At 43.3% G+C, this 20,011-nt stretch carries 20 protein-coding genes and 1 riboswitch; of the genes, 6 read left to right on the top strand and 14 right to left on the bottom strand.

The features are described from left to right. Positions 1-84 precede the first annotated feature (84 nt). From thiH to PSE83_RS18905, 12 genes are all read right to left on the bottom strand, one after another. Positions 85-1,206, bottom strand: coding sequence for a 2-iminoacetate synthase ThiH (thiH, locus tag PSE83_RS18850; RefSeq protein WP_004264492.1), 1,122 nt, complete (start codon positions 1,204-1,206; stop codon positions 85-87). Next, on the bottom strand, positions 1,203-1,973 hold the full coding sequence (locus PSE83_RS18855) for a thiazole synthase (protein WP_004264496.1): 771 nt from the start codon (positions 1,971-1,973) through the stop codon (positions 1,203-1,205). The genes thiH and PSE83_RS18855 overlap by 4 nt, the downstream gene beginning before the upstream one ends. A gap of 2 nt (positions 1,974-1,975) precedes the next feature. Further along, a complete protein-coding gene (gene thiS, locus PSE83_RS18860) occupies positions 1,976-2,176 on the bottom strand; it encodes a sulfur carrier protein ThiS (protein WP_004264499.1) in 201 nt (66 codons plus the stop codon). Continuing rightward, positions 2,164-2,922 (bottom strand): HesA/MoeB/ThiF family protein, encoded by a 759-nt coding sequence (locus PSE83_RS18865; protein WP_004264502.1) that lies wholly within the window; start codon positions 2,920-2,922, stop codon positions 2,164-2,166. The genes thiS and PSE83_RS18865 overlap by 13 nt, the downstream gene beginning before the upstream one ends. Positions 2,923-2,997: 75 nt before the next feature. After that, a complete protein-coding gene (thiE, locus tag PSE83_RS18870) occupies positions 2,998-3,699 on the bottom strand; it encodes a thiamine phosphate synthase (protein WP_148495218.1) in 702 nt (233 codons plus the stop codon). Further along, a complete protein-coding gene (gene thiC / locus PSE83_RS18875; RefSeq protein WP_272661023.1) occupies positions 3,683-5,656 on the bottom strand; it encodes a phosphomethylpyrimidine synthase ThiC in 1,974 nt (657 codons plus the stop codon). Before thiC ends, thiE begins: the two co-directional genes overlap by 17 nt. A gap of 144 nt (positions 5,657-5,800) precedes the next feature. Continuing rightward, positions 5,801-5,912, bottom strand: a riboswitch (TPP riboswitch). A gap of 374 nt (positions 5,913-6,286) precedes the next feature. After that, positions 6,287-6,949, bottom strand: coding sequence for an HAD family hydrolase (locus PSE83_RS18880; protein WP_272661024.1), 663 nt, complete (start codon positions 6,947-6,949; stop codon positions 6,287-6,289). A gap of 18 nt (positions 6,950-6,967) precedes the next feature. After that, positions 6,968-7,984, bottom strand: coding sequence for an ABC transporter ATP-binding protein (locus PSE83_RS18885; protein ID WP_036958879.1), 1,017 nt, complete (start codon positions 7,982-7,984; stop codon positions 6,968-6,970). Then, positions 7,984-8,814: an ABC transporter permease gene (locus PSE83_RS18890; RefSeq protein ID WP_004264512.1), complete on the bottom strand. Its 831-nt coding sequence runs from the start codon at positions 8,812-8,814 to the stop codon at positions 7,984-7,986. The genes PSE83_RS18885 and PSE83_RS18890 overlap by 1 nt, the downstream gene beginning before the upstream one ends. After that, the gene (locus tag PSE83_RS18895; RefSeq protein WP_004264514.1) at positions 8,804-9,706 is read right to left on the bottom strand and encodes an ABC transporter permease; all 903 of its coding nucleotides are present in this window, start codon (positions 9,704-9,706) and stop codon (positions 8,804-8,806) included. Before PSE83_RS18895 ends, PSE83_RS18890 begins: the two co-directional genes overlap by 11 nt. Beyond that, positions 9,706-10,521 (bottom strand): alkaline phosphatase family protein, encoded by an 816-nt coding sequence (locus PSE83_RS18900; protein ID WP_004264515.1) that lies wholly within the window; start codon positions 10,519-10,521, stop codon positions 9,706-9,708. The genes PSE83_RS18895 and PSE83_RS18900 overlap by 1 nt, the downstream gene beginning before the upstream one ends. Positions 10,522-10,549: 28 nt before the next feature. Continuing rightward, positions 10,550-11,602 carry an ABC transporter substrate-binding protein gene (locus PSE83_RS18905; RefSeq protein WP_094962814.1) on the bottom strand — a complete coding sequence of 351 codons (1,053 nt, stop codon included), beginning with the start codon at positions 11,600-11,602 and terminating at the stop codon, positions 10,550-10,552. 249 nt (positions 11,603-11,851) lie between these two features. Between PSE83_RS18905 and nudC the strand changes: the two genes are divergently transcribed. The 6 genes from nudC to PSE83_RS18935 all read left to right on the top strand — a co-directional run bounded on the left by nudC (position 11,852) and on the right by PSE83_RS18935 (position 16,431). Next, the gene (nudC, locus tag PSE83_RS18910) at positions 11,852-12,643 is read left to right on the top strand and encodes an NAD(+) diphosphatase (protein ID WP_004264517.1); all 792 of its coding nucleotides are present in this window, start codon (positions 11,852-11,854) and stop codon (positions 12,641-12,643) included. A 92-nt stretch (positions 12,644-12,735) separates the two neighbouring features. Continuing rightward, positions 12,736-13,800 carry a uroporphyrinogen decarboxylase gene (gene hemE, locus PSE83_RS18915; protein ID WP_004264519.1) on the top strand — a complete coding sequence of 355 codons (1,065 nt, stop codon included), beginning with the start codon at positions 12,736-12,738 and terminating at the stop codon, positions 13,798-13,800. A gap of 109 nt (positions 13,801-13,909) precedes the next feature. Beyond that, positions 13,910-14,581 (top strand): deoxyribonuclease V, encoded by a 672-nt coding sequence (gene nfi, locus PSE83_RS18920; RefSeq protein ID WP_050763795.1) that lies wholly within the window; start codon positions 13,910-13,912, stop codon positions 14,579-14,581. A 74-nt stretch (positions 14,582-14,655) separates the two neighbouring features. Further along, positions 14,656-15,243 carry a YjaG family protein gene (locus tag PSE83_RS18925; RefSeq protein ID WP_004264521.1) on the top strand — a complete coding sequence of 196 codons (588 nt, stop codon included), beginning with the start codon at positions 14,656-14,658 and terminating at the stop codon, positions 15,241-15,243. A gap of 199 nt (positions 15,244-15,442) precedes the next feature. Next, positions 15,443-15,715, top strand: coding sequence for an HU family DNA-binding protein (locus PSE83_RS18930; RefSeq protein ID WP_004264522.1), 273 nt, complete (start codon positions 15,443-15,445; stop codon positions 15,713-15,715). 71 nt (positions 15,716-15,786) lie between these two features. Beyond that, positions 15,787-16,431, top strand: a complete 645-nt coding sequence (locus tag PSE83_RS18935) for a DUF1481 domain-containing protein (protein WP_306803984.1) — start codon at positions 15,787-15,789, stop codon at positions 16,429-16,431. 319 nt (positions 16,432-16,750) lie between these two features. On the opposite strand, the gene purD is transcribed toward PSE83_RS18935, so the two are convergent. After that, positions 16,751-18,034, bottom strand: a complete 1,284-nt coding sequence (gene purD / locus PSE83_RS18940; protein WP_206277596.1) for a phosphoribosylamine--glycine ligase — start codon at positions 18,032-18,034, stop codon at positions 16,751-16,753. Between the two features lie 17 nt (positions 18,035-18,051). After that, positions 18,052-19,641, bottom strand: a complete 1,590-nt coding sequence (purH, locus tag PSE83_RS18945; protein ID WP_272661025.1) for a bifunctional phosphoribosylaminoimidazolecarboxamide formyltransferase/IMP cyclohydrolase — start codon at positions 19,639-19,641, stop codon at positions 18,052-18,054. Between the last annotated feature and the right edge of the window lie 370 nt (positions 19,642-20,011).

The following is a 20,011-nucleotide window of genomic DNA, read 5'->3' on the forward strand; positions in this document are numbered from 1 at the left end:
GTATGAATGATATTAAACTATACATTATGTTAATTCATTTACTGATCGTTATTTACGGGCTAACATTGCGTTAGCCCGTAAAATTTAACGGCCTAAATAACTATCCCAATCTTTCCAAACGGGCTGTAAACCGGCTTGCACAAGGGCATGTGCGACTTGAGCGGCACTGCGGTTATCATTTGGGGAAAACTGTTCTAGCTCTTCTTTGGTATCTGCATAGCCACCCGGTTGGGTTTTTGAGCCGGCACTGACGTTGTTAATTGCCAATGGCACCACGTGATCACGGAAATAAGGTGATTCACGGGTTGAGAGTGAAAGCTCGACATTCGGCGCCAGTAGGCGAAAAGCACAAATCAATTGCACTAATTCGGCTTCATTCATCAGTGATGCTGGTTCAACGCCACCTGCACAAGGGCGCAAGCGAGGAAAAGAGATAGAATAACGACTTTGCCAGTAGTATTGCTGTAAGTACAACAAATGTTCTGCAACCATATAGCAATCGGTACGCCAACTGTTTGATAAACCAATTAACGCGCCAAGGCCGATTTTATCTATACCTGCTTCTCCTAAACGTTCTGGAGTGGCTAGGCGCCAGTGAAAATCCTGCTTTTTACCTTTGAGATGATGTAGTTGATACGTGGGCTCATGGTAGGTTTCTTGATAAACCATCACACCGTCTAACCCCAAAGTTTTCAACTCCTTATATTCATCTGTGCTTAGTGGCTGCACTTCCATCATTAACGAACTGAAATAAGGGCGAATGATGGGGAATGTGTGGCGGAAGTAGTCCATACCCACTTTACTTTGGTGCTCCCCTGTAACCAGTAATAAGCTATCAAAACCAATTTTGCGAATGGTTTCGCACTCATTGATGATTTCAGCGTCATTTAGCGTTTTTCGCTTAATTTTATTACTCATCGAGAAACCGCAATAAGTACAATCGTTTGCGCATAGGTTCGATAAATAAAGTGGCACGTAAAAGCCAACAGCATGGCCAAAGCGTTGGCGGGTGAGTTTCTGGGCTTTTTGTGCCATCAGCTCAATATAGGGACGGGCAGCAGGGGAAAGCAGCGCCATAAAATCATCGAGTGTGAGTATATCTGCCGCCAAAGCGTGTTCCACATCGACAGGTGTTTTACTGTTTATCCGCAGTGTCGTATCGTCCCAATCCAGTGCTTGTAAGCGTTCTTGGAAACTTGGGATCATGATAAGGCTCCTAAAAAACGGGTCAATGGGCTGGACGCTTGCGCCTGTTGCTTCGGCGCAGCTAACCCGCTTTGATAAGCTAACTCAGCGGCTTCGACCGCGAGTTTAAACGCTTTTGCCATAAGTGCAGGCTGCTTCGCTACCGCGATTGCGGTATTGACTAAAACGGCATCGGCACCCATTTCGATGGCTTCTGCCGCATGGCTTGGCGCACCAATTCCGGCATCTACGACGACAGGCACAGAAGCTTGTTCAATAATGATACGGAGCATTTCTTTAGTTGCTAAGCCTTTGTTTGTGCCAATCGGTGAGCCTAATGGCATCACAGCGGCACAGCCTACTTCTTCCAAACGACGACAGAGTACTGGATCTGCGCTGCAATAAGGCAATACAACAAATCCCTCTTTAACGAGCTGCTCAGCGGCGAGTAATGTCTCGATGGGATCGGGTAGCAAATAACGCATATCTGGATGGATCTCAAGTTTGACCCAATTGGTACCGAGGGCTTCTCGAGCTAGGCGCGCTGCAAATACCGCCTCTTGGGCATTTTTCGCACCGGAGGTATTCGGTAATAGTTTCACACCCAATTCTTGCAGTGGCTGTAAAATACCATCATCTTGCCCACGTAAGTCAATACGTTTCATTGCCATTGTCACCAATTGACTGCCGGATGCTTCAATGGCGTCTTGCATTAGGTTGGCGCTGGCAAATTTACCTGTTCCAGTAAACAAGCGTGAGTGAAAAGTTAAATCTGCGATTTTTAACATTATTAGCCCCCAGCGATAGCTTGAAATAACAAGATATTGTCTTGGTCATTAATGAGATGTGAATCCCACTGACTCTTCGGAATGATCACTTGGTTGATAGCAAGTGCAGTTCCCACTATTGGCCGGTTGAGAGTGGAAAATAATTGATTAACCGTCAGTGGGGCGTCGAATTCCATAGGTTGGTCGTTAATTATGATATGCATGTTTCTTCCCGACAGATTGGACATTGCAATGACGGCGTTAATTGCAATGTATTCCATTGTTGCTGTTTCCCATCAAATAAACGCAATTTACCGCTCAGTGAAGAGGGAAGGCCGACAAGTAATTTAATGGCTTCTAGTGCTTGCAACGTGCCGATAATTCCAACTACAGGCCCTAATACCCCGGCAGTGCGGCAGTTGCGCTCAGGTTCATCTTGGTCTGGATATAAACAGGCATAGCAACCGGTGCTAAATGGCGGCTCAAGTACCATTAATTGGCCGCCAAACCCAACCGCACTACCGCTAACTAAGGTTGTATTGGTCATGACACAAGCGGTATTGACCGCATGGCGAGTGGCCATGTTATCGCAGCAATCAAGCACTAAATCGACTTGTTCAGCTAAAGGAATTAAAGTCTCAACATCCAACTTCTGTGCGACAACATGGGTTCTTACCAATGGATTGAGCCGATGCAGCCTATCTGCGGCAAGCTGGGCTTTTGGCTGGCCGATATCATCGGTATCGTAAAGTACCTGCCGTTGTAAGTTAGAAACGTGCAAGTCATCGTGGTCAGCTAGCCACAATTCGCCGACACCAGCCCCCGTTAAATAAAGGGACGCGGGGGAGCCTAACCCCCCTAAGCCGACAATGAGGACTTTGCTATTTTTGAGTTTTTGTTGCCCCTCGGGACTAATGTCTTCGAGTAGTAGCTGGCGGCTGTAACGCATGAATTCTTGGTCACTTAACATGATTGAATTCCTTAAATCATCACTCACCCTGTTTTATGATGATAAAGCAGGGCGAGTTATGTGATTAAAAATTGGCTAGTTGGCAGTATTTCGCTCAATTAAATCCAACAACGTTTCTGTTGCAGCGCGCCAATCATCGGCTTTGGTAATCGCACTGACCAGCGCAACACTACCTACCCCAGTTGCTAGCACTGCAGGGACTTTATCAATAGAAATTCCACCAATGGCGACAGTTGGGTAATCAGGCGTTGCTTCCACCATGGCTTTAAGCGTTTCTAAACCCTGAGGCGAAGAAGGCATTTCTTTCGTTTGTGTTGGAAAGATATGCCCCATAGCAATGTAAGAAGGACGCACGGATTTCGCGATAGCCAGTTCGTGCTCATCGTGCGTTGATATTCCTAACCGTAAGCCCGCTTGGTGGATTGCTAATAAATCGGTAGTTTCCAAATCTTCTTGGCCCAAATGTACGCCATAAGCACCCAACTCGACCGCTAAGCGCCAGTAATCATTAATAAATAAACGTGCGTTATGTTTTTTTCCTAGCGCAATCGCTTGTTGAATATCATCACGAACATCGGCATCAGGTTTGTCTTTGATGCGTAATTGGATGGTGGAAACACCTGCATTAAGCAAGCGTTCAATCCATTCAACGGAATCCACAACGGGGTAAAGCCCAAGGCGTTGTTCGGTCGCAGGAAAAGGACTATTTGGGATAGATATAGTATTTGGAATAGATATAGTATTTGGAATAGATATAGCACTAGGCAATTTTGGCATTTTCATCCACCTCTGCGTTCACAATTTCAGCACCATGGTAGAGCTCGCTGCCATGAGCACGGAAGGCTTCTGACATCTGTTCCATACCGGCTTCTTTTTGTGCCGCGTAGTCACGAACTTCTTGGGAAATCTTCATTGAACAGAATTTCGGTCCGCACATAGAACAGAAATGGGCAATTTTCCCAGAGGCTTGTGGTAAGGTTTCATCGTGATATTTGCGAGCAGTTTCAGGGTCTAATGCCAAGTTAAATTGGTCTTCCCAGCGAAATTCAAAACGGGCTTTGGACATGGCGTTATCACGGATCTGTGCACCAGGGTGCCCTTTAGCAAGGTCAGCGGCGTGGGCTGCAATCTTATAAGTGATTAGCCCTTGCTTAACATCGTCTTTATTCGGCAATCCCAAGTGTTCTTTCGGGGTGACATAGCATAACATTGCACAGCCAAACCAGCCGATCATGGCGGCACCAATACCAGAAGTAAAGTGGTCATAACCCGGAGCAATATCGGTTGTGAGTGGGCCTAAGGTATAGAATGGCGCTTCGTGGCAATGTTCCAATTCTTCCGTCATATTACGGCGGATCATTTGCATTGGTACGTGGCCAGGGCCTTCGATCATGACTTGGACATCATATTCCCACGCAATTTTGGTTAACTCACCAAGGGTATGTAATTCGGCAAATTGTGCTTCATCGTTGGCGTCTTGGATTGAGCCTGGGCGCAGGCCATCCCCTAATGACAAGGAAACGTCGTAAGCGGCACAAATTTCACAGATTTCACGGAAGTGCTCATACAGGAAGTTTTCTTGGTGATGAGACAAGCACCATTTGGCCATGATGGAGCCACCGCGAGAGACGATCCCTGTTAGGCGCTTGGCGGTCATCGGTACATAGCGTAGTAATACGCCGGCATGGATAGTGAAGTAATCGACGCCTTGCTCTGCTTGTTCTAATAATGTGTCACGGAACATTTCCCACGTGAGATTTTCGGCGACACCGTTTACTTTTTCGAGCGCTTGGTAAATCGGAACCGTACCAATAGGCACTGGGCTGTTACGTAAAATCCATTCGCGAGTTTCGTGAATATAACGGCCAGTGGATAAATCCATGACGGTATCCGCCCCCCAACGTGTTGACCAAATCAGTTTTTCGACTTCTTCTTCAATAGATGAGGTGACCGATGAATTACCAATATTAGCATTAACCTTAACCAAGAAATTACGGCCAATAATCATTGGTTCTGATTCGGGATGGTTGATATTGGCTGGGATAATGGCGCGACCCGCCGCCACTTCTTGGCGAACAAATTCAGGGGTAATATTCTCCGGTAAATTTGCGCCAAAGCCTTGGCCTGGGTGTTGTTGCAATAAAACTTCGCCACGAATACGTTCACGCCCCATATTTTCGCGGATTGCAATAAACTCCATTTCAGGGGTTACGATGCCTTTACGTGCATAGTGTAATTGAGTAACACACTTGTTAGTTTGGGCTTTTAATGGGTGGGGGCGGTTGTTAAAGCGCAGATGATCAAGACCTGCATCAGCAAGGCGTTGCTGGGTAAAATCGGAACTTAAATTTTCGACAGGTACGGTATCAGCTCGTTCACTTATCCATGGCGCACGAATTTTTTTAAGGCCTTTATGGACATTCAATTCAGAAACTGGGTCGCCGTAAGGGCCAGATGTATCATAGATAGGAACAGGTTCGTTATCTTCAAATTGAGGGTTATCTTTATCGCCACCAATCAAGGTTTGAGAGAGTTGGATTTCTCGCATCGGGACTTGGATATCGTCTCTAGAACCTTGTAAATAAATGCGCTGTGAATTAGGAAACGAAACGCCAAAAACGGTATTAATAAAATTTTCAGCGGCATCACGTTGAGCTTTGCGGGTGCGAGCGGGTGCTGCTTGTGGCGATAAATCAGCAGTAGGGATGATATTTTGTTCTGTATTATTGGACATAGCAATTTCCTGACATTGTCACGGCTATCACAGTTTTATGTGTAGCGGGTTTATCGAAAGAAAGTTGCTTGTCAGGAGTTCGGAGGAGTAATAAAAAGACGTTGCGGCTAATTTTTCACCAAATGTGAGGTGATAAACTAACGCTGAGTGATTACTCTTGTTCCCTTCGCGGGTATTAACCCGATCAGGTTCCGCGGATCCCGAATTAACGGTCTCAGCCTGATGCATTGCATACTAGGCACTCCGACAAGAGATTTCAGTATAAGCTTTCCTCGTTATTCTTCAAGCGATAAGTGCGTTGGCTGCTCTCGGCTACCCAAGTCACATACTTATGTATGCTCCTTGGGATATCCTCATTTGCCGCCTTCTTCTCACTTGAATAATTTAGAGGAAAGTAAAATGGAATAAGGTTATTTCCTTGTTATTTTTCAAGGGATAAGCGCTTCCTCGTCATTCTTCGCGCGATAGGTGCGTCGATTTCATAGATTTACCCGAATCACATACTTATGTATGCTCATCGGGATAATTCTATTTATCTCCTTCCTCTAGCACGAATAATTTAGAGGAACCTTTGAAAAGATTAGTTAGTTAAAACCAAAATTAAAACCAAGTTTGAAATTAAAATTGGGCTTACAAACCCCAAGTATATTGCGGCCAATTGTGTTCGCGTGCGGCTTGCGTTAGGCGTTCGTCACCGTTGATAATAAATACTTCATCGGCAAATTGGCACATCGGGAGATCGTTGGCGGAGTCGGTGTAGAAACACACATAGGCGTCAGTGATCGGTTGGTGACGGACCCAAGCTAATAGGCGTTTGACTTTACCTTCCTTAAAGGTTGGAATACCGTCGATCTCTGTGGTGTAGCAGCCATCTTGTTGCTTGATATCGATCCCCATCGCGACATCCGCACCTAGTTTCGCAGCAATTTTTTTCACAATAAATGAAACGGTTGCGGAGATCACAATAATTAAGATCCCTTTAGCTCGATAATTTGCGATCGTTCTAATGGCGTCAGGGTAGACTCGCGGTAAAATCACGTTTTGTACGAAATCATCCAACCAGATATCCACTTGCTCAGCTTTTACATTGGCGAGGGTTTGTAGGTTAAAATGCAGGTAAGTCGGCATATCCAAAGTGCCTGCATTATACTGCGCCATCATGGCTTTATCTGCCTCCACAAATTGTGGGTCGCTAATGATTTGCTTATCCCACAGATATTGTGTCCACAATACACTGCTATCACCTTGAATTAACGTATCATCTAAGTCAAAAATGGCCAGTCGGTTTTGCATTATATTCCTATCTACTTATTAACTAAGTGTGCGAATTTCATTTTTATTAAACATAAGTTCAAGGCGAGTTCCAGGTTCAAATAAACGCTCAGATGAGCGGTTAAGTAAATCCACCGTCATATCACCTGCAGGGGTATTCACACTATAACGAATAATATTGCCAAGCAACTGATGGTCCAATATCACGGCATCAACAGGGTGAGAAATATGGCTACCGTATTGGCGCCCCGCTTCTTTGACATATATAGACTCAGGGCGGATAGCAAGTGTACCTTGTAAATTAAGGCCTAACATCGTATTGGCCTTTTCGGAATCAACAAGGTTGTAATGGCCCATAAACCGAGCGACAAATTCTGTTGCTGGTTGGGTATAAATATTCTCTGCCGTATCACTTTGCACGATCTGCCCTTTATTCATCAAAAAGATCCTATCGGACATGATCATCGCTTCATCTTGATCATGAGTAACAAAAATGGTGGTTAAGCCTAATTCACGTTGAATTTGGCGAATTTGCTGGCGTAAGTGCTTGCGAATCCGTGCATCAAGAGCGGAAAGCGGCTCATCAAGTAACAAAATTTGCGGTTTCATCACTAATGCTCTTGCGAGTGCTACTCGTTGGCGTTGTCCCCCTGATAGTTGATGGGGAAATTGTTGTTCTTTTCCTTGTAATTCAACTAATTCAATCACTTCAGCGACTGCTTTAGATCTGGCTTGGCTATCAATTTTACGCATTTTTAAACCAAACGCGATATTGTCAACCACAGTCATATTGGGAAATAACGCATAACTTTGGAACACCATGCCAACGCCGCGTTGCTGTGCGGCTTGGTGGGTTACATTCTGGCGATTAATATAAAGTTCGCCATCATTAAGTTGTTCAAGCCCTGCGATACAGCGTAATAAAGTCGATTTTCCGCAACCACTTGGCCCAAGTAGGGTAATAAATTCGCCTTTTTCGATAGTAAATTGAATATCAGCAAATACCTGATTAGTGCCAAAAGACTTGGCTAAATTTTCCGCAATAACATAACTCATCATTCATCTCCTGAACGATTTAATCGCATTGCTAACCATGTCAGCAATAAGGTAAACAGAAAATATGACATCACCAGAGCAGAAGTGAAATGCCCGCTGGTTTGTCGCATATTGAAAAGATAGATTTGCAAGGTTTCATAACGTGTTCCCACAAGGATATTGGCAAACACAAATTCACCCATTAAAAATGAAAATGAAATTAATAATGAGACCAACATACCTTTGCGAATATTGGGTAACACAATCATCATAAAGGCTTGGAAGGTACTGGCACCGAGTAAATGCGCGGCATCCATTAAGTCATGTAAATTAATGCCTTGAAAGCTATTCGCAAGAGCACGATACATAAAAGGTAACGTGATGGTGAAATAAGTACCAATCAGGATCCAAGGTGTACCAACCAACATGAATGGTTCATCAGCAAATATTTGCAGCAAGCCCACCGATGAGACCACAGGCGGGATCGCAAAAGGCAAAATAATGAGTAAATCCATCATCCCTTTGAGTTTGGGGAACCGATAAAATACCGCAAACGTCATGGGTAAAATAATTAATGTGCTAACCAGTAACGTACCAAAGCAAATTATTAATGAACGACCAAATGCCATGAGAAAACGCGGGTCTTGCCACAATTGTAGATACCATTTAATCGACAAGGCATCAGGTAGCACAGTGGCTCCCCAAGAGCTGGCGATGGAATACAAAAATGTGGCAATAATAGGTAGCGCTAATAGGCTAGCAACACTGATTAGAACTAACTTATGAAGCAATAATCCAGAGGGTTTATTGCTATTGGTTATAACTGGGCTAATCGCATTATTATTTTGCATGGTAGCTCCGCTTGATTAACCAATGATGGATAGCCGTGATAAAAGCTAAGATAGCGATAAGTAACATTGATAAAGCCGCAGCCATATTCGGCTCGAGAAATAAATCACCGGAAACTAAACTGGCAATTCGGATAGTCACAAGGTTGTAATTACCACTTGTTAACGCATAGGTACTGGCGTATGCGCCCATTGCATTAGCAATTAGGATAATAAAGGTGCCAAGTAGAGCAGGGGAAAGCACCGGAATAGCAACTTTTAGCCAATAGGTTAGTTTGCTTGCTCCCATCGTTTTTGCTGCGTCTTCCCATTCAGGTTTTAGTGCGTCAAAGGCGGGATAAAGCAACAGAACACCTAATGGGATCTGAAAATATACATACAACAGCATTAACCCGCTGGCGCTATAGATATTGAAATCTTCGATAATCCCCCATGACTTGAGTTGCAAGGTAATCGCCCCATTGAAGCCCAAAATAATAATGAATGCGAAAGCAAGAGGAACACCGCTGAAATTACTGGCCATGGTGGTGAAGGAAATCATTATCCGGCGAATTTTCCCTTGCATTTTATAAATGGAAAATGCCGTGATACTCGAAATGAATAAGCCAATTACACTGCAAATAATGGAAAGCCATAAGGTATTTTCAAACGCTTGCAAGTAAAAATCATTATTGAATACTTCAAGATAGTTACCTAATGACCATGCTTCTTCGTAGATAAAGCTATTAATAAGCACCCAAATCATTGGGGCGATTTGGAATAAACTAAACAGTACAAAGAATGGTAGCAGTAGCAGTGCAGCACGCCAATGAAAACGAGCAAAGCGTTTTTTTAACATGGCAATTTTTCCCTGTGGTTGGAATGTCTGCTCACAGGAAGCAGGGATATCAGCCATTACAAACCTCCTCGTAATAGTGCATCACAAACAGGTTTATCCAGAGAGTTGGCACCAAGTAAACGACAGATGGTTCCACAAATCGCGGTTTGCTCAATATCGCAGGGTTGATGAGAAAATTGCGAACCGACGACAAACAATGGGACTAAACACTCTTCAGGAAGTGTCCCGCCGTGGCTACGATCATTATTCATCCCATGATCACTAGTGATCAGGATTTGATAACCTTGCTCAATCCATGTAGGAATATAATTCGACAGGGTGATATCTGCATGGCGTGCTGCATTACGATATTGCGGCGAATCAAAACCAAACTTGTGCCCTGTGTCGTCTATATTCATAGGGTGAATCAATAAAAAATCAGGGTTAAATTGAGTACGTAAATATTCCGCATCGACAAATAAGTGATCATCAGGGTAATGGTCTGCTTGATAAAAGCAGCCATGCTGGATAGCTAGCGATTCATCGTGAGTAAAACGGTCTCTTGTTGCGACGAAAGGCGCTCGGTTATACAGCTCACTCACCCAATAATAAGCGGCGGCGGCGGTTGTTTTGCCGGCAAGGCGCGCAAGAGAGAATATGCTGTCAAAATGGGATAAACGGATAATTTGGTTATTCACAATACCGCTTTTGACAGGAGGAACTCCCGTTAGTATGCACTCATATAAAGGGCGAGACATCGAAGGAAGCTCGCACTCTAATTGGTAAAGTGTTGCACTGTCGGCTTTGATTAAGCCGTTAAGATAGCCCATACAATGATGGGCTACTGAATAACTTAAACCGTCTAGGACAACAAGTATGACTTTCTCAGACATTAACTTTTCCTAAAATCAATACATTAAATTACTGCTGGTGGATCAAAACTTGTTGCTGCCACATTTTAGGGAGATTACGGGACGATTTTTCCCAGCCATCTGCATTTTTAATTGGCTGAACATTTTTATATTGTTCTTCTGGTAATAATTTGGCTTTAATATCGTCAGGTAATGTTAGATATTGTGCACGAATTGGCCGAGCGTAGCCTTCAGCAAGGTTTAATTGGCCTTTGTCACTGAAAATAAATTCACGAGCTAATTTTGCTGCATTTGGGTTTTTGGCAAATTTATTGATGATAGTGGTGTAACCTGAAATGACAGAACCGTCAGATGGGATCACGACAGTAAAGCGATCGCGGTTGATCTGATCTCGGTAATTCAGTGCGTTAAAGTCCCATAAGATGCCAACTTCGACTTCACCTTTTTCGATATTTGCGACAGTTGGGTCATTAACGGATAGGCGTTTTTGTTTGGCGAGTTCAGCAAAAAATTCAATGGCAGGTTTTAGGTTATTTTCGTCACCACCACGGGCAAATGCGGCGGCCAGTACAGCATTATTGGCTTGTGCAGCGATTCCAACATCCCCAACGGTGACTTTATATTTCCCTTTTAATAGGTCATCCCAGCTTTTCGGCGCATCTTTCACTAGATCATTATTAATCATAAAAGCAATTGACCCTGTATAGGCTAAAGCCCAATGGCCGTCTTTGTCTTTTGCCCAATCAGGAATTTGTGCCCAAGTTGTTGGTTTATAAGGTTGAGTCACACCTTTTTGCACGGCAACAGGCCCAAAAGAGGCACCTACATCACCAATATCTGCGGTCGCATTATTTTTTTCTGCGGCAAATTTGGCAATTTCTTGGGCGGAGCTCATATCGGTATCTTGATGCTTCAACCCATATTGCGTCGCTAAGTCTTGCCAAGTTCCTTTCCAATTAGCCCAAGAGTCAGGCATTCCAACGCTGTAAACTTGCCCTTCTTTTTTCGCTGCATCGATTAACTCTGCTAAATTAGCATCAGCAGCTAATGTCACACTGGATGCAGTCAATGATAGTAAAATCGCAGGAACGATAGTTTTCATTATTTTCTCACTTTTGAAGAACGGTGAACCGTATTGGTTACTTAGCATCCTAATTTTAAGAGGTGACAGTTAGTTGACCCTTTTATGACAGTTTTTAGACATTTTATGGAATGGAACGTCTAAAAAGTGTCAAAATTGATAATGAAAAATAATGAAACAAACGTTTGAATGACATTGCGCCAAAGAAGTGTATTGTGTCATTAATAGATTTATTTTTTCGACAATAAAAACTAACAAAAGATATGAAAAATGAATAAGTTAAAATTATCAGGAACTGAAAGTGGTTGGTGGTTTATCTGTTTTTCCGGGCGTTTGTGGCTACCTCATGGAGATATTCCACGAGGCATGGCAAAGGACTATTTGTTAGAAGGAAAAATAGCGACACCAATTGGTGAGTGGCAAGGGGAAATTGTCTGGTTGATAGCCGAAAAAATGCCATCAGATATGGCATCTCCCCGTATTGTTGCTGCGCAAGATGAGGGTTTATTTCGTCTCGCTGGGCGAGGCGTGCAATTGGCGGAGTTTTATCGTTCTCATCGTTATTGCGGCTATTGTGGTACTGCAATGCGCCATAGTGAAACAGAATGGGCGTGTTTGTGTGACCATTGCCATGAGCGCTATTACCCGCAGATTGCCCCTTGTATTATCGTGGGGATCCGCCGTGATGACCATATTCTATTAGCTCAGCACCGGCGCCATTCGCAAAATCCATTATTTACCGTATTAGCGGGCTTTGTTGAAGTGGGTGAAACACTAGAAGAGGCTGTTATGCGCGAAGTCATGGAAGAGAGCAATATAAAAGTGAAAAATATTCGCTACGTATCTTCACAGCCATGGCCTTTTCCTCATTCTTTAATGATGGGCTTTCTCGCGGATTATGAGAGTGGTGATATTAAAGTAGACCCGAAGGAGTTGGTGAGCGCAAATTGGTATCATTACAATGAACTGCCTTTGATCCCACCCGCGGACACCATAGCTAGGCGTTTGATTGAAGATACGGTCGCATTGTGTCGTCAAAGTGATTATGAAACGGGAAAATAGCACAGCGCTGATATTGTTATCATTAACATGATACAATAATGAACTTCGCTCTTAGCCATTTGCGGCGGCCACTTATAATAATGGAGTAAATAATGACTGAGTTAAAAAATGACCGCTATCTACGTGCTTTGCTACGTCAGCCTGTAGATGTGACCCCTGTATGGATGATGCGTCAAGCAGGGCGTTACCTGCCTGAATATAAAGCAACTCGCGCTGAAGCTGGTGATTTTATTGCTCTGTGCAAAAACACCGAATTGGCTTGTGAAGTGACATTACAGCCATTACGTCGTTTTCCATTAGACGCTGCAATTTTATTTTCTGATATTCTCACTATCCCTGATGCAATGGGGCTTGGGTTATATTTCGAAACGGGTGAAGGCCCACGTTTTCATAAACCGATTATGAGCGCGGCAGATGTAAAAAACATCCCTATTCCTGATCCTGAAATGGAACTTGGTTATGTAATGGATGCAGTTCGTGCCATCCGTAAAGCCCTTGAAGGTAATGTGCCACTGATTGGTTTCTCTGGTAGCCCGTGGACACTAGCGACTTATATGGTGGAAGGCGGCAGTAGCAAAGCATTCACTAAAATCAAAAAGATGATGTACGAAGACCCGAACACATTACATTTGTTATTGGATAAACTGGCGGACAGTGTCATTTTATACTTGAATGCTCAAATTCGTGCAGGCGCACAGTCCGTGATGATTTTTGATACATGGGGTGGGGTGTTAACTAAGCGTGATTATTTACAGTTTTCACTGAATTATATGCATAAAATTATTGATGGCTTAATTCGTGAAAATGATGGTCGCCGTGTTCCTGTCACCTTATTTACTAAAGGTGGAGGCCAGTGGTTAGAGGAAATGGCGGCAACGGGTTGCGATGCATTAGGCCTTGATTGGACGACTGAAATTGCTGATGCTCGTCGTCGTGTTGGTGATAAAGTCGCTTTACAAGGTAATATGGATCCATCCATGTTATATGCACCACCTGCGCGTATAGAAGAAGAAGTACAAAATATTCTATCTGGCTTCGGCCAAGGTGAAGGGCACGTATTCAATTTAGGCCATGGTATTCATCAGGATGTTCCACCTGAGCATGCAGGTGCATTTGTGGATGCAGTTCACCGTTTATCCCGCCAATATCATCAATAATTATCGTTTATTGATCTTCTAGGTTTGTGGTGTATTTATAGAATCTTGTAAGTACACCATTATCATCTATGATTAAGAATAATTTAATCTCATAAGCAATGGACGCATGATGGTTTTAGATACTCAATTGTTACGAAAAGAACAAACTAGGCAAGCTTCAAAAATCATTTTGCATGATGAACTTCCACCACTCAAACTGATTGGTGGAGCGGATGTGGGCTTTGAACAGCAAGGCGCTATTACGCGTGCAGTGGTAGCTGTATTATCTTGGCCACAGTTAGAACTTGTTGAGTATCAAATAGCACGAATACCGACTCAATTGCCTTATATACCGGGGTTACTTTCTTTTCGTGAAGTCCCTGGGTTAATGGCGGCGTGGGAAAAAATACAAAATAAACCTGAATTAGTACTCGTAGATGGACAAGGGATTGCACACCCACGGCGCTTTGGTGTTGCCTGCCATTTTGGGTTACAAGCTAATATAGCCACAATTGGCGTTGCAAAAAGCCGTTTATGTGGTGATGCGGTTGAGTTAAGTGAAGAACCCGAAAGTGTTCAGCCATTAATGGCAGGTGAAAATCAACTCGGTTGGGTATTGCGGAGCAAAAAACGCTGCAAACCATTATATGTTTCACCTGGTCATAAAGTAGGTTTTTCCTCTTCCTTAGAGTGGGTAAAGCAGTGTCTAAAAGGTTATCGGTTGCCAGAACCGACGCGTTTTGCTGACGGAATTGCATCAAATCGAACGTTTTTTAAGCGAATGAATGAGAAAATCAGCTAATTATCAGCAAAATATGTGGCATTGACAGATTTTCAGGTAAACTGCGAAGTATTAAGATTGATGAGTCAGAAATTATGTTAAGAAATCCCATTCATTTGAGGTTGGAAAAATTAGAAAGCTGGCAGCATACAACTTTCATGGCAAGCCTATGTGAAAGAATGTATCCGAACTTTCAAATGTTTTGTCAGCAAACTGAATTTGCCGATGCAAAAGTTTATCGTTCCATCCTTGATTTAGTTTGGGAAACTTTGGTCATTAAAGATAGCAAAGTCAATTTCGACAGTCAGTTAGAAAAATTAGAAGAAATTATCCCATCAGCAGATGATTTCGATATGTATGGTGTGTATCCAGCTATTGATGCCTGTATTGCGTTAGGTGAAATTATCCATTCGAAATTGAGTGGTGAAACCCTCGAACACGCAATATTGGTTAGCGAAGCATCCATTCGTACGGTTGCCATGCTCGAAATGACTCAAGCAGGGCGGGAAATGACAGAAGAAGAACTCAAAGAAATCCCGGCCGTTGAAGAGGAATGGGATATCCAGTGGGACATTTTCCGGTTACTGGCAGCTTGTGAAGAGCGCGACTTAGAGTTAATTAAAGGATTAAAATCTGACCTCCGCGAAGCGGGGGTGAGCAATATAGGTATTACTTTAAGCTGATTTTTGCATTTTCATTATCGAAAACGTGACTTGACGCAGTAATGCTGAGTACTAAGACTTCACATTTGCCCCTACTCTGGTCTACATTTAGGGGCGAGAAGAAGTGGCTATCGGGGGCGTGTATCAGGGGCTGTCAATTTGGCATATCCGACGCACTCGATGCTTTGCAAACGATAAACACACTGTGTAAGGATAATTTATGAATAAGACTGAATTAGTTGATGCTATCGCAGAATCAGCGGACCTGACCAAAGTTCAGGCAAAAGCAGCATTAGAATCTACTCTGAATGCTATTTCTGAAACGCTGAAAAAAGGCGAACAAGTCCAACTGGTCGGTTTCGGTACTTTTAAAGTTAGCCATCGTGCTGCGCGTACTGGTCGTAACCCACAAACTAAAGCAGAAATCCAGATTCCTGCTACAACTGTGCCTGCTTTCTCTGCCGGTAAAGCACTGAAAGAAGCTGTAAAATAAGAACATTGTACAGCCGAATCACCAGAGGGGGTAAAAAACTACCCCTTTTGTTTATTCAAAAAGGGTTGCTGGTGTTGGGAACTATCTCAATGCTAAGCGCCTGTTCTTCTAATGCACCAAAGCTCCCTGAGTTTAGTGCAAGTGGTTTTATTGCCGATGATGGCGTCATTCGTATGTGGCGACTTAATGATGCAAAAAGCCAGCCTCTGGTCTTAATGGTGGTTTATAGCCCCTATAAAGGTACAGACACTTCCGTTAATTTCTTTGAATATCGTTCAGGCAATCTGTGGCAAATTCGCAGCCAAATCTTGAATCAAAAAAACGGTGATATCACCGAACAATTACGCTTCGATAAAAATAATGAGGTTATTTTTATGCAGCGTACTCAAGACGGCTATAAAACACCTCTTTCAACGGATGAAATTACGCGTTGGCGCTTTGAAGCTGAACGCATACTCGAGACAAACACCGCACTTATTGTTGGCGGCGTCAAACTCTATCAAGGTCGCTGGCAGCAAGGTAAAGTGACGACTTGTGAAGGTGATGTACGCGAAGTGACTTTTGAGCCCTATGCTGAAAATTGGTTACAGAGCCGTGCGAAAGTGTGGCATTCCCAGCTAAATTTAGCGTGGTTGGAATCTTCTGAGGGGAATCAGCTTTTGATGGTAGCGGATACTGATTTTTGCCGCTGGCAGCCTTCTAAAGATTCGTTGTAATATCTCCGCTCGTCGTCTTTCAATCCATAGCGTTGTTGGCTGCTCTCAGCTACTTAGGTCACATACTTATGTATGCTCCCTAAGATATCTTCGTTTGCCGCCTAGCTCTGAATTGAAATACTTAGAGCCGATATTTTTGCTCGTCAACTCGTAGCCTTTCGACCTTCAGCATTGTTGGCCGCGGTGACTTAGCCTAGTCACCTTGCCGTCTAGCTACGAACAGAAATCCTTAGAGTGCTTGTTTGATAGTACAAACAACAATAAAAAAGCTGATAAAAGTATCCTCTTATCAGCTCAGTAAATGGTTTGGTGCTTTGTATTATTTTATGCGAGCAATAGCGCGGTAACCGATGTCGTTGCGGTAGAAGCTATCATTCCAGTGAATGGTTTTTGCCACTTCATAAGCTTTGGCTTGCGCTTTAGCGATATCATTACCTAATGCTGTTACGCATAGGACGCGACCACCGGCAGTCACGACTTCTCCATCTTTCATGCGAGTACCCGCATGGAAAACTTTGCTATCAGCCGCTTCGGTGGTTGGTAAACCTGAAATTACATCGCCATTGTGGTAGTCACCTGGGTAACCACCCGCAGCAATTACTACCCCTAAAGCAGGGCGCTCATCCCATAATGAATCTTTACCTGCCAGCTCACCTTTCGCCCCCGCTAAACATAAAGCGACTAAATCTGATTGCAAGCGCATCATGATAGGTTGAGTTTCAGGATCGCCAAAACGACAGTTAAATTCGATAACTTTTGGGTTACCTGCTTTATCAATCATTAATCCAGCGTATAAGAAGCCTTGATAGCGGTTTCCTTCTTGGTCCATGCCTTTAACAGTTGGATAAATAACTTGTTCCATCACGCGCTGGTGTATTTCATCTGTCACAACAGGAGCTGGGGAGTAAGCGCCCATTCCACCTGTATTTAGACCTGTATCACCATCACCGACACGTTTATGATCTTGGCTAGTTGCCATTGGAATGACATTTTCACCATCTACCATAACGATGAAACTCGCTTCTTCGCCATCAAGAAACTCTTCGATCACGATACGATGTCCTGCATCACCAAAGGCATTCCCCGCTAACATGTCATGAACAGCTTCTTTTGCTTCTTGCAGAGTCATGGCTACGATAACGCCTTTCCCCGCTGCAAGACCATCTGCTTTGATCACGATTGGCGCACCGACTTTATCTAAGTAAGCTAAAGCAGGTTCAATATCAGTAAAATTTTCATAGGCCGCGGTAGGAATATGATGGCGAGCTAAAAAGTCCTTAGTAAATGCTTTAGAGCCTTCAAGCTGAGCAGCACCTTTGGTTGGGCCAAAAATAGTTAAGCCAGCAGCCTTAAATGCATCTACAACACCAATAACTAATGGTGCTTCAGGGCCGACAATCGTTAAACCAATTTGCTTTTCTTTAGCGAATTGGAGCAGCCCATCAATATCTGTCGCAGAAATATTAACGTTCTCAAGGGATGGTTCTAATGCTGTGCCTGCATTGCCCGGGGCAACATACACTTTATTTGCTAAAGGGGATTGAGCCGCTTTCCACGCTAAGGCATGTTCACGGCCACCGCCACCAATAATCAAAATATTCATTACTAGGCTCCTAATAATTAGTGACGGAAATGACGCATATTAGTGAAAAGCATTGCAATACCATGTTCATTTGCAGCAGCAATCACTTCTTCATCGCGGATAGAACCACCTGGTTGGATCACACAAGTTACTCCAACAGCAGCGGCGGCATCAATACCATCGCGGAATGGGAAAAAGGCATCTGAAGCCATTGCACAGCCAGCGACTTCTAAGCCTTCATCTGCGGCTTTAATACCTGCAATTTTTGCAGAGTACACACGGCTCATTTGCCCTGCGCCAATACCGATAGTCATATCATTTTTGGCATAAACGATAGCATTGGATTTCACAAATTTTGCGACTTTCCAACAGAATAACGCATTTTTTAGCTCGCGTTCAGTTGGTTGGCGCTTAGTCACAACGCGAAGTTCTTCTTTTTCAACCATTCCTAAGTCACGGTCTTGCACTAATAAACCGCCATTCACGCGTTTAAAGTCTAAACTTGCAACTGGTTTGCTCCATTCGCCACATTCAAGTACGCGAACGTTTTGTTTAGTCTCAAGAATAGGCAATGCATCTTTAGCAACAGAAGGCGCGATAATGACTTCTACAAATTGGCGGTCAATGATCGCTTGAGCGGTTTCTTTATCTAATTGACGGTTAAACGCGATAATGCCACCAAAAGCAGACGTTGGGTCAGTTTTGAATGCGTTATCATAAGCTGTATGAATAGAATCACCGATAGCGACACCACAAGGGTTAGCATGTTTGACAATTACACAAGCAGGTTCTTCGAATGATTTAACACACTCAAGAGCCGCATCGGTATCAGCGATATTATTATAAGACAGGGCTTTACCTTGAATTTGTTGTGCAGTTGCAATAGAAGCTTCTTTTGGGTTTTCTTCTATATAAAAAGCAGCATCTTGGTGGCTGTTCTCTCCATAACGCATGTCTTGTTTTTTTATAAAATTTAAATTCAAGGTGCGAGGGAAACGGCCAGAAGGTTGGGTCGTATCACCATAATAAGGGGCAACTAATTCACCAAAGTAATTCGCAATCATGCTGTCATAAGCAGCAGTGTGTTCGAAAGCTTTTATTGCGAGGTCAAACCGAGTCGACCAATTTAGCGAGTTTTCGTGGTTATCCATTTCATCAATGATGGTTTGATAGTCATTACTATTTACCACAATTGCTACATCTTTATGATTTTTAGCCGCGGAGCGCACCATGGTTGGGCCGCCGATATCAATATTTTCTACAGCATCTTCAAGGGTGCAATTTGGTTTTGCCACTGTTTGGGCAAAAGGGTACAGATTAACAACGACCATATCGATAGGGGCAATATCATGCTGTTGCATAATGGCATCATCCGTACCGCGACGACCTAAAATTCCGCCATGCACTTTTGGGTGCAATGTTTTCACTCGACCATCCATCATTTCAGGAAACCCAGTGTAATCTGAAACTTCAGTTACGTTTAGTCCTGACTCAGCAAGTAACTTTGCAGTACCGCCAGTAGATAGAAGCTCAACACCACGTTGAGATAACGCCTTAGCGAATTCAACAACCCCTGTTTTATCAGACACACTAAGCAGGGCACGACGAATAGGACGAAGCAGTTGCATGAGATAGATCCCTTGGATTTGAATAAATAAGGCAATAACGAATATCAGTCAGTAAAAACTCAAAGAGCTTTTCTTATATACCTATTATATCTATTGATGAAAGCAAAGCGGAATTGGCCAGCTTTCCCTATAACAATATATAAGTCACTAACAATTTCAGAACATAAAAACAAAATCAATGCCGAAATTTCGAGCCAATTGTAACGCAAACGTTTGCGTAATGCGCGATAATTTTTAAATTATTTTCATGTTGTGGATAACTTCGTGTATAAGTCGGTATAAGTAGGGGTTTTGCTGTGTAATGCAGCAGTTGAATAAAAAAATGCAAAAAAGGGGTTGCCAGATTTTTCTGACTCCCTATAATGCGCAT

This window comes from Providencia sp. PROV150 (assembly GCF_028481025.1).
In the GTDB taxonomy this organism is placed as follows: domain Bacteria; phylum Pseudomonadota; class Gammaproteobacteria; order Enterobacterales; family Enterobacteriaceae; genus Providencia; species Providencia hangzhouensis.

What these genes read in the sequence shown, in the direction of transcription:
- thiH (WP_004264492.1), bottom strand. Translation starts at nt 1,206, where the DNA reads ATGATCCCAAGTTTCCAAGAACGCTTACAAGCACTGGATTGGGACGAT.
- purH (WP_272661025.1), bottom strand. Translation starts at nt 19,641, where the DNA reads ATGCAACTGCTTCGTCCTATTCGTCGTGCCCTGCTTAGTGTGTCTGAT.
- nudC (WP_004264517.1), top strand. Translation starts at nt 11,852, where the DNA reads ATGAATAAGTTAAAATTATCAGGAACTGAAAGTGGTTGGTGGTTTATC.
- PSE83_RS18895 (WP_004264514.1), bottom strand. Translation starts at nt 9,706, where the DNA reads ATGGCTGATATCCCTGCTTCCTGTGAGCAGACATTCCAACCACAGGGA.
- nfi (WP_050763795.1), top strand. Translation starts at nt 13,910, where the DNA reads ATGGTTTTAGATACTCAATTGTTACGAAAAGAACAAACTAGGCAAGCT.
- purD (WP_206277596.1), bottom strand. Translation starts at nt 18,034, where the DNA reads ATGAATATTTTGATTATTGGTGGCGGTGGCCGTGAACATGCCTTAGCG.
- PSE83_RS18885 (WP_036958879.1), bottom strand. Translation starts at nt 7,984, where the DNA reads ATGAGTTATGTTATTGCGGAAAATTTAGCCAAGTCTTTTGGCACTAAT.
- hemE (WP_004264519.1), top strand. Translation starts at nt 12,736, where the DNA reads ATGACTGAGTTAAAAAATGACCGCTATCTACGTGCTTTGCTACGTCAG.
- PSE83_RS18925 (WP_004264521.1), top strand. Translation starts at nt 14,656, where the DNA reads ATGTTAAGAAATCCCATTCATTTGAGGTTGGAAAAATTAGAAAGCTGG.
- PSE83_RS18905 (WP_094962814.1), bottom strand. Translation starts at nt 11,602, where the DNA reads ATGAAAACTATCGTTCCTGCGATTTTACTATCATTGACTGCATCCAGT.
- PSE83_RS18930 (WP_004264522.1), top strand. Translation starts at nt 15,443, where the DNA reads ATGAATAAGACTGAATTAGTTGATGCTATCGCAGAATCAGCGGACCTG.
- PSE83_RS18865 (WP_004264502.1), bottom strand. Translation starts at nt 2,922, where the DNA reads ATGTTAAGTGACCAAGAATTCATGCGTTACAGCCGCCAGCTACTACTC.
- PSE83_RS18900 (WP_004264515.1), bottom strand. Translation starts at nt 10,521, where the DNA reads ATGTCTGAGAAAGTCATACTTGTTGTCCTAGACGGTTTAAGTTATTCA.
- thiS (WP_004264499.1), bottom strand. Translation starts at nt 2,176, where the DNA reads ATGCATATCATAATTAACGACCAACCTATGGAATTCGACGCCCCACTG.
- thiE (WP_148495218.1), bottom strand. Translation starts at nt 3,699, where the DNA reads ATGCCAAAATTGCCTAGTGCTATATCTATTCCAAATACTATATCTATT.
- PSE83_RS18855 (WP_004264496.1), bottom strand. Translation starts at nt 1,973, where the DNA reads ATGTTAAAAATCGCAGATTTAACTTTTCACTCACGCTTGTTTACTGGA.
- PSE83_RS18880 (WP_272661024.1), bottom strand. Translation starts at nt 6,949, where the DNA reads ATGCAAAACCGACTGGCCATTTTTGACTTAGATGATACGTTAATTCAA.
- thiC (WP_272661023.1), bottom strand. Translation starts at nt 5,656, where the DNA reads ATGTCCAATAATACAGAACAAAATATCATCCCTACTGCTGATTTATCG.
- PSE83_RS18890 (WP_004264512.1), bottom strand. Translation starts at nt 8,814, where the DNA reads ATGCAAAATAATAATGCGATTAGCCCAGTTATAACCAATAGCAATAAA.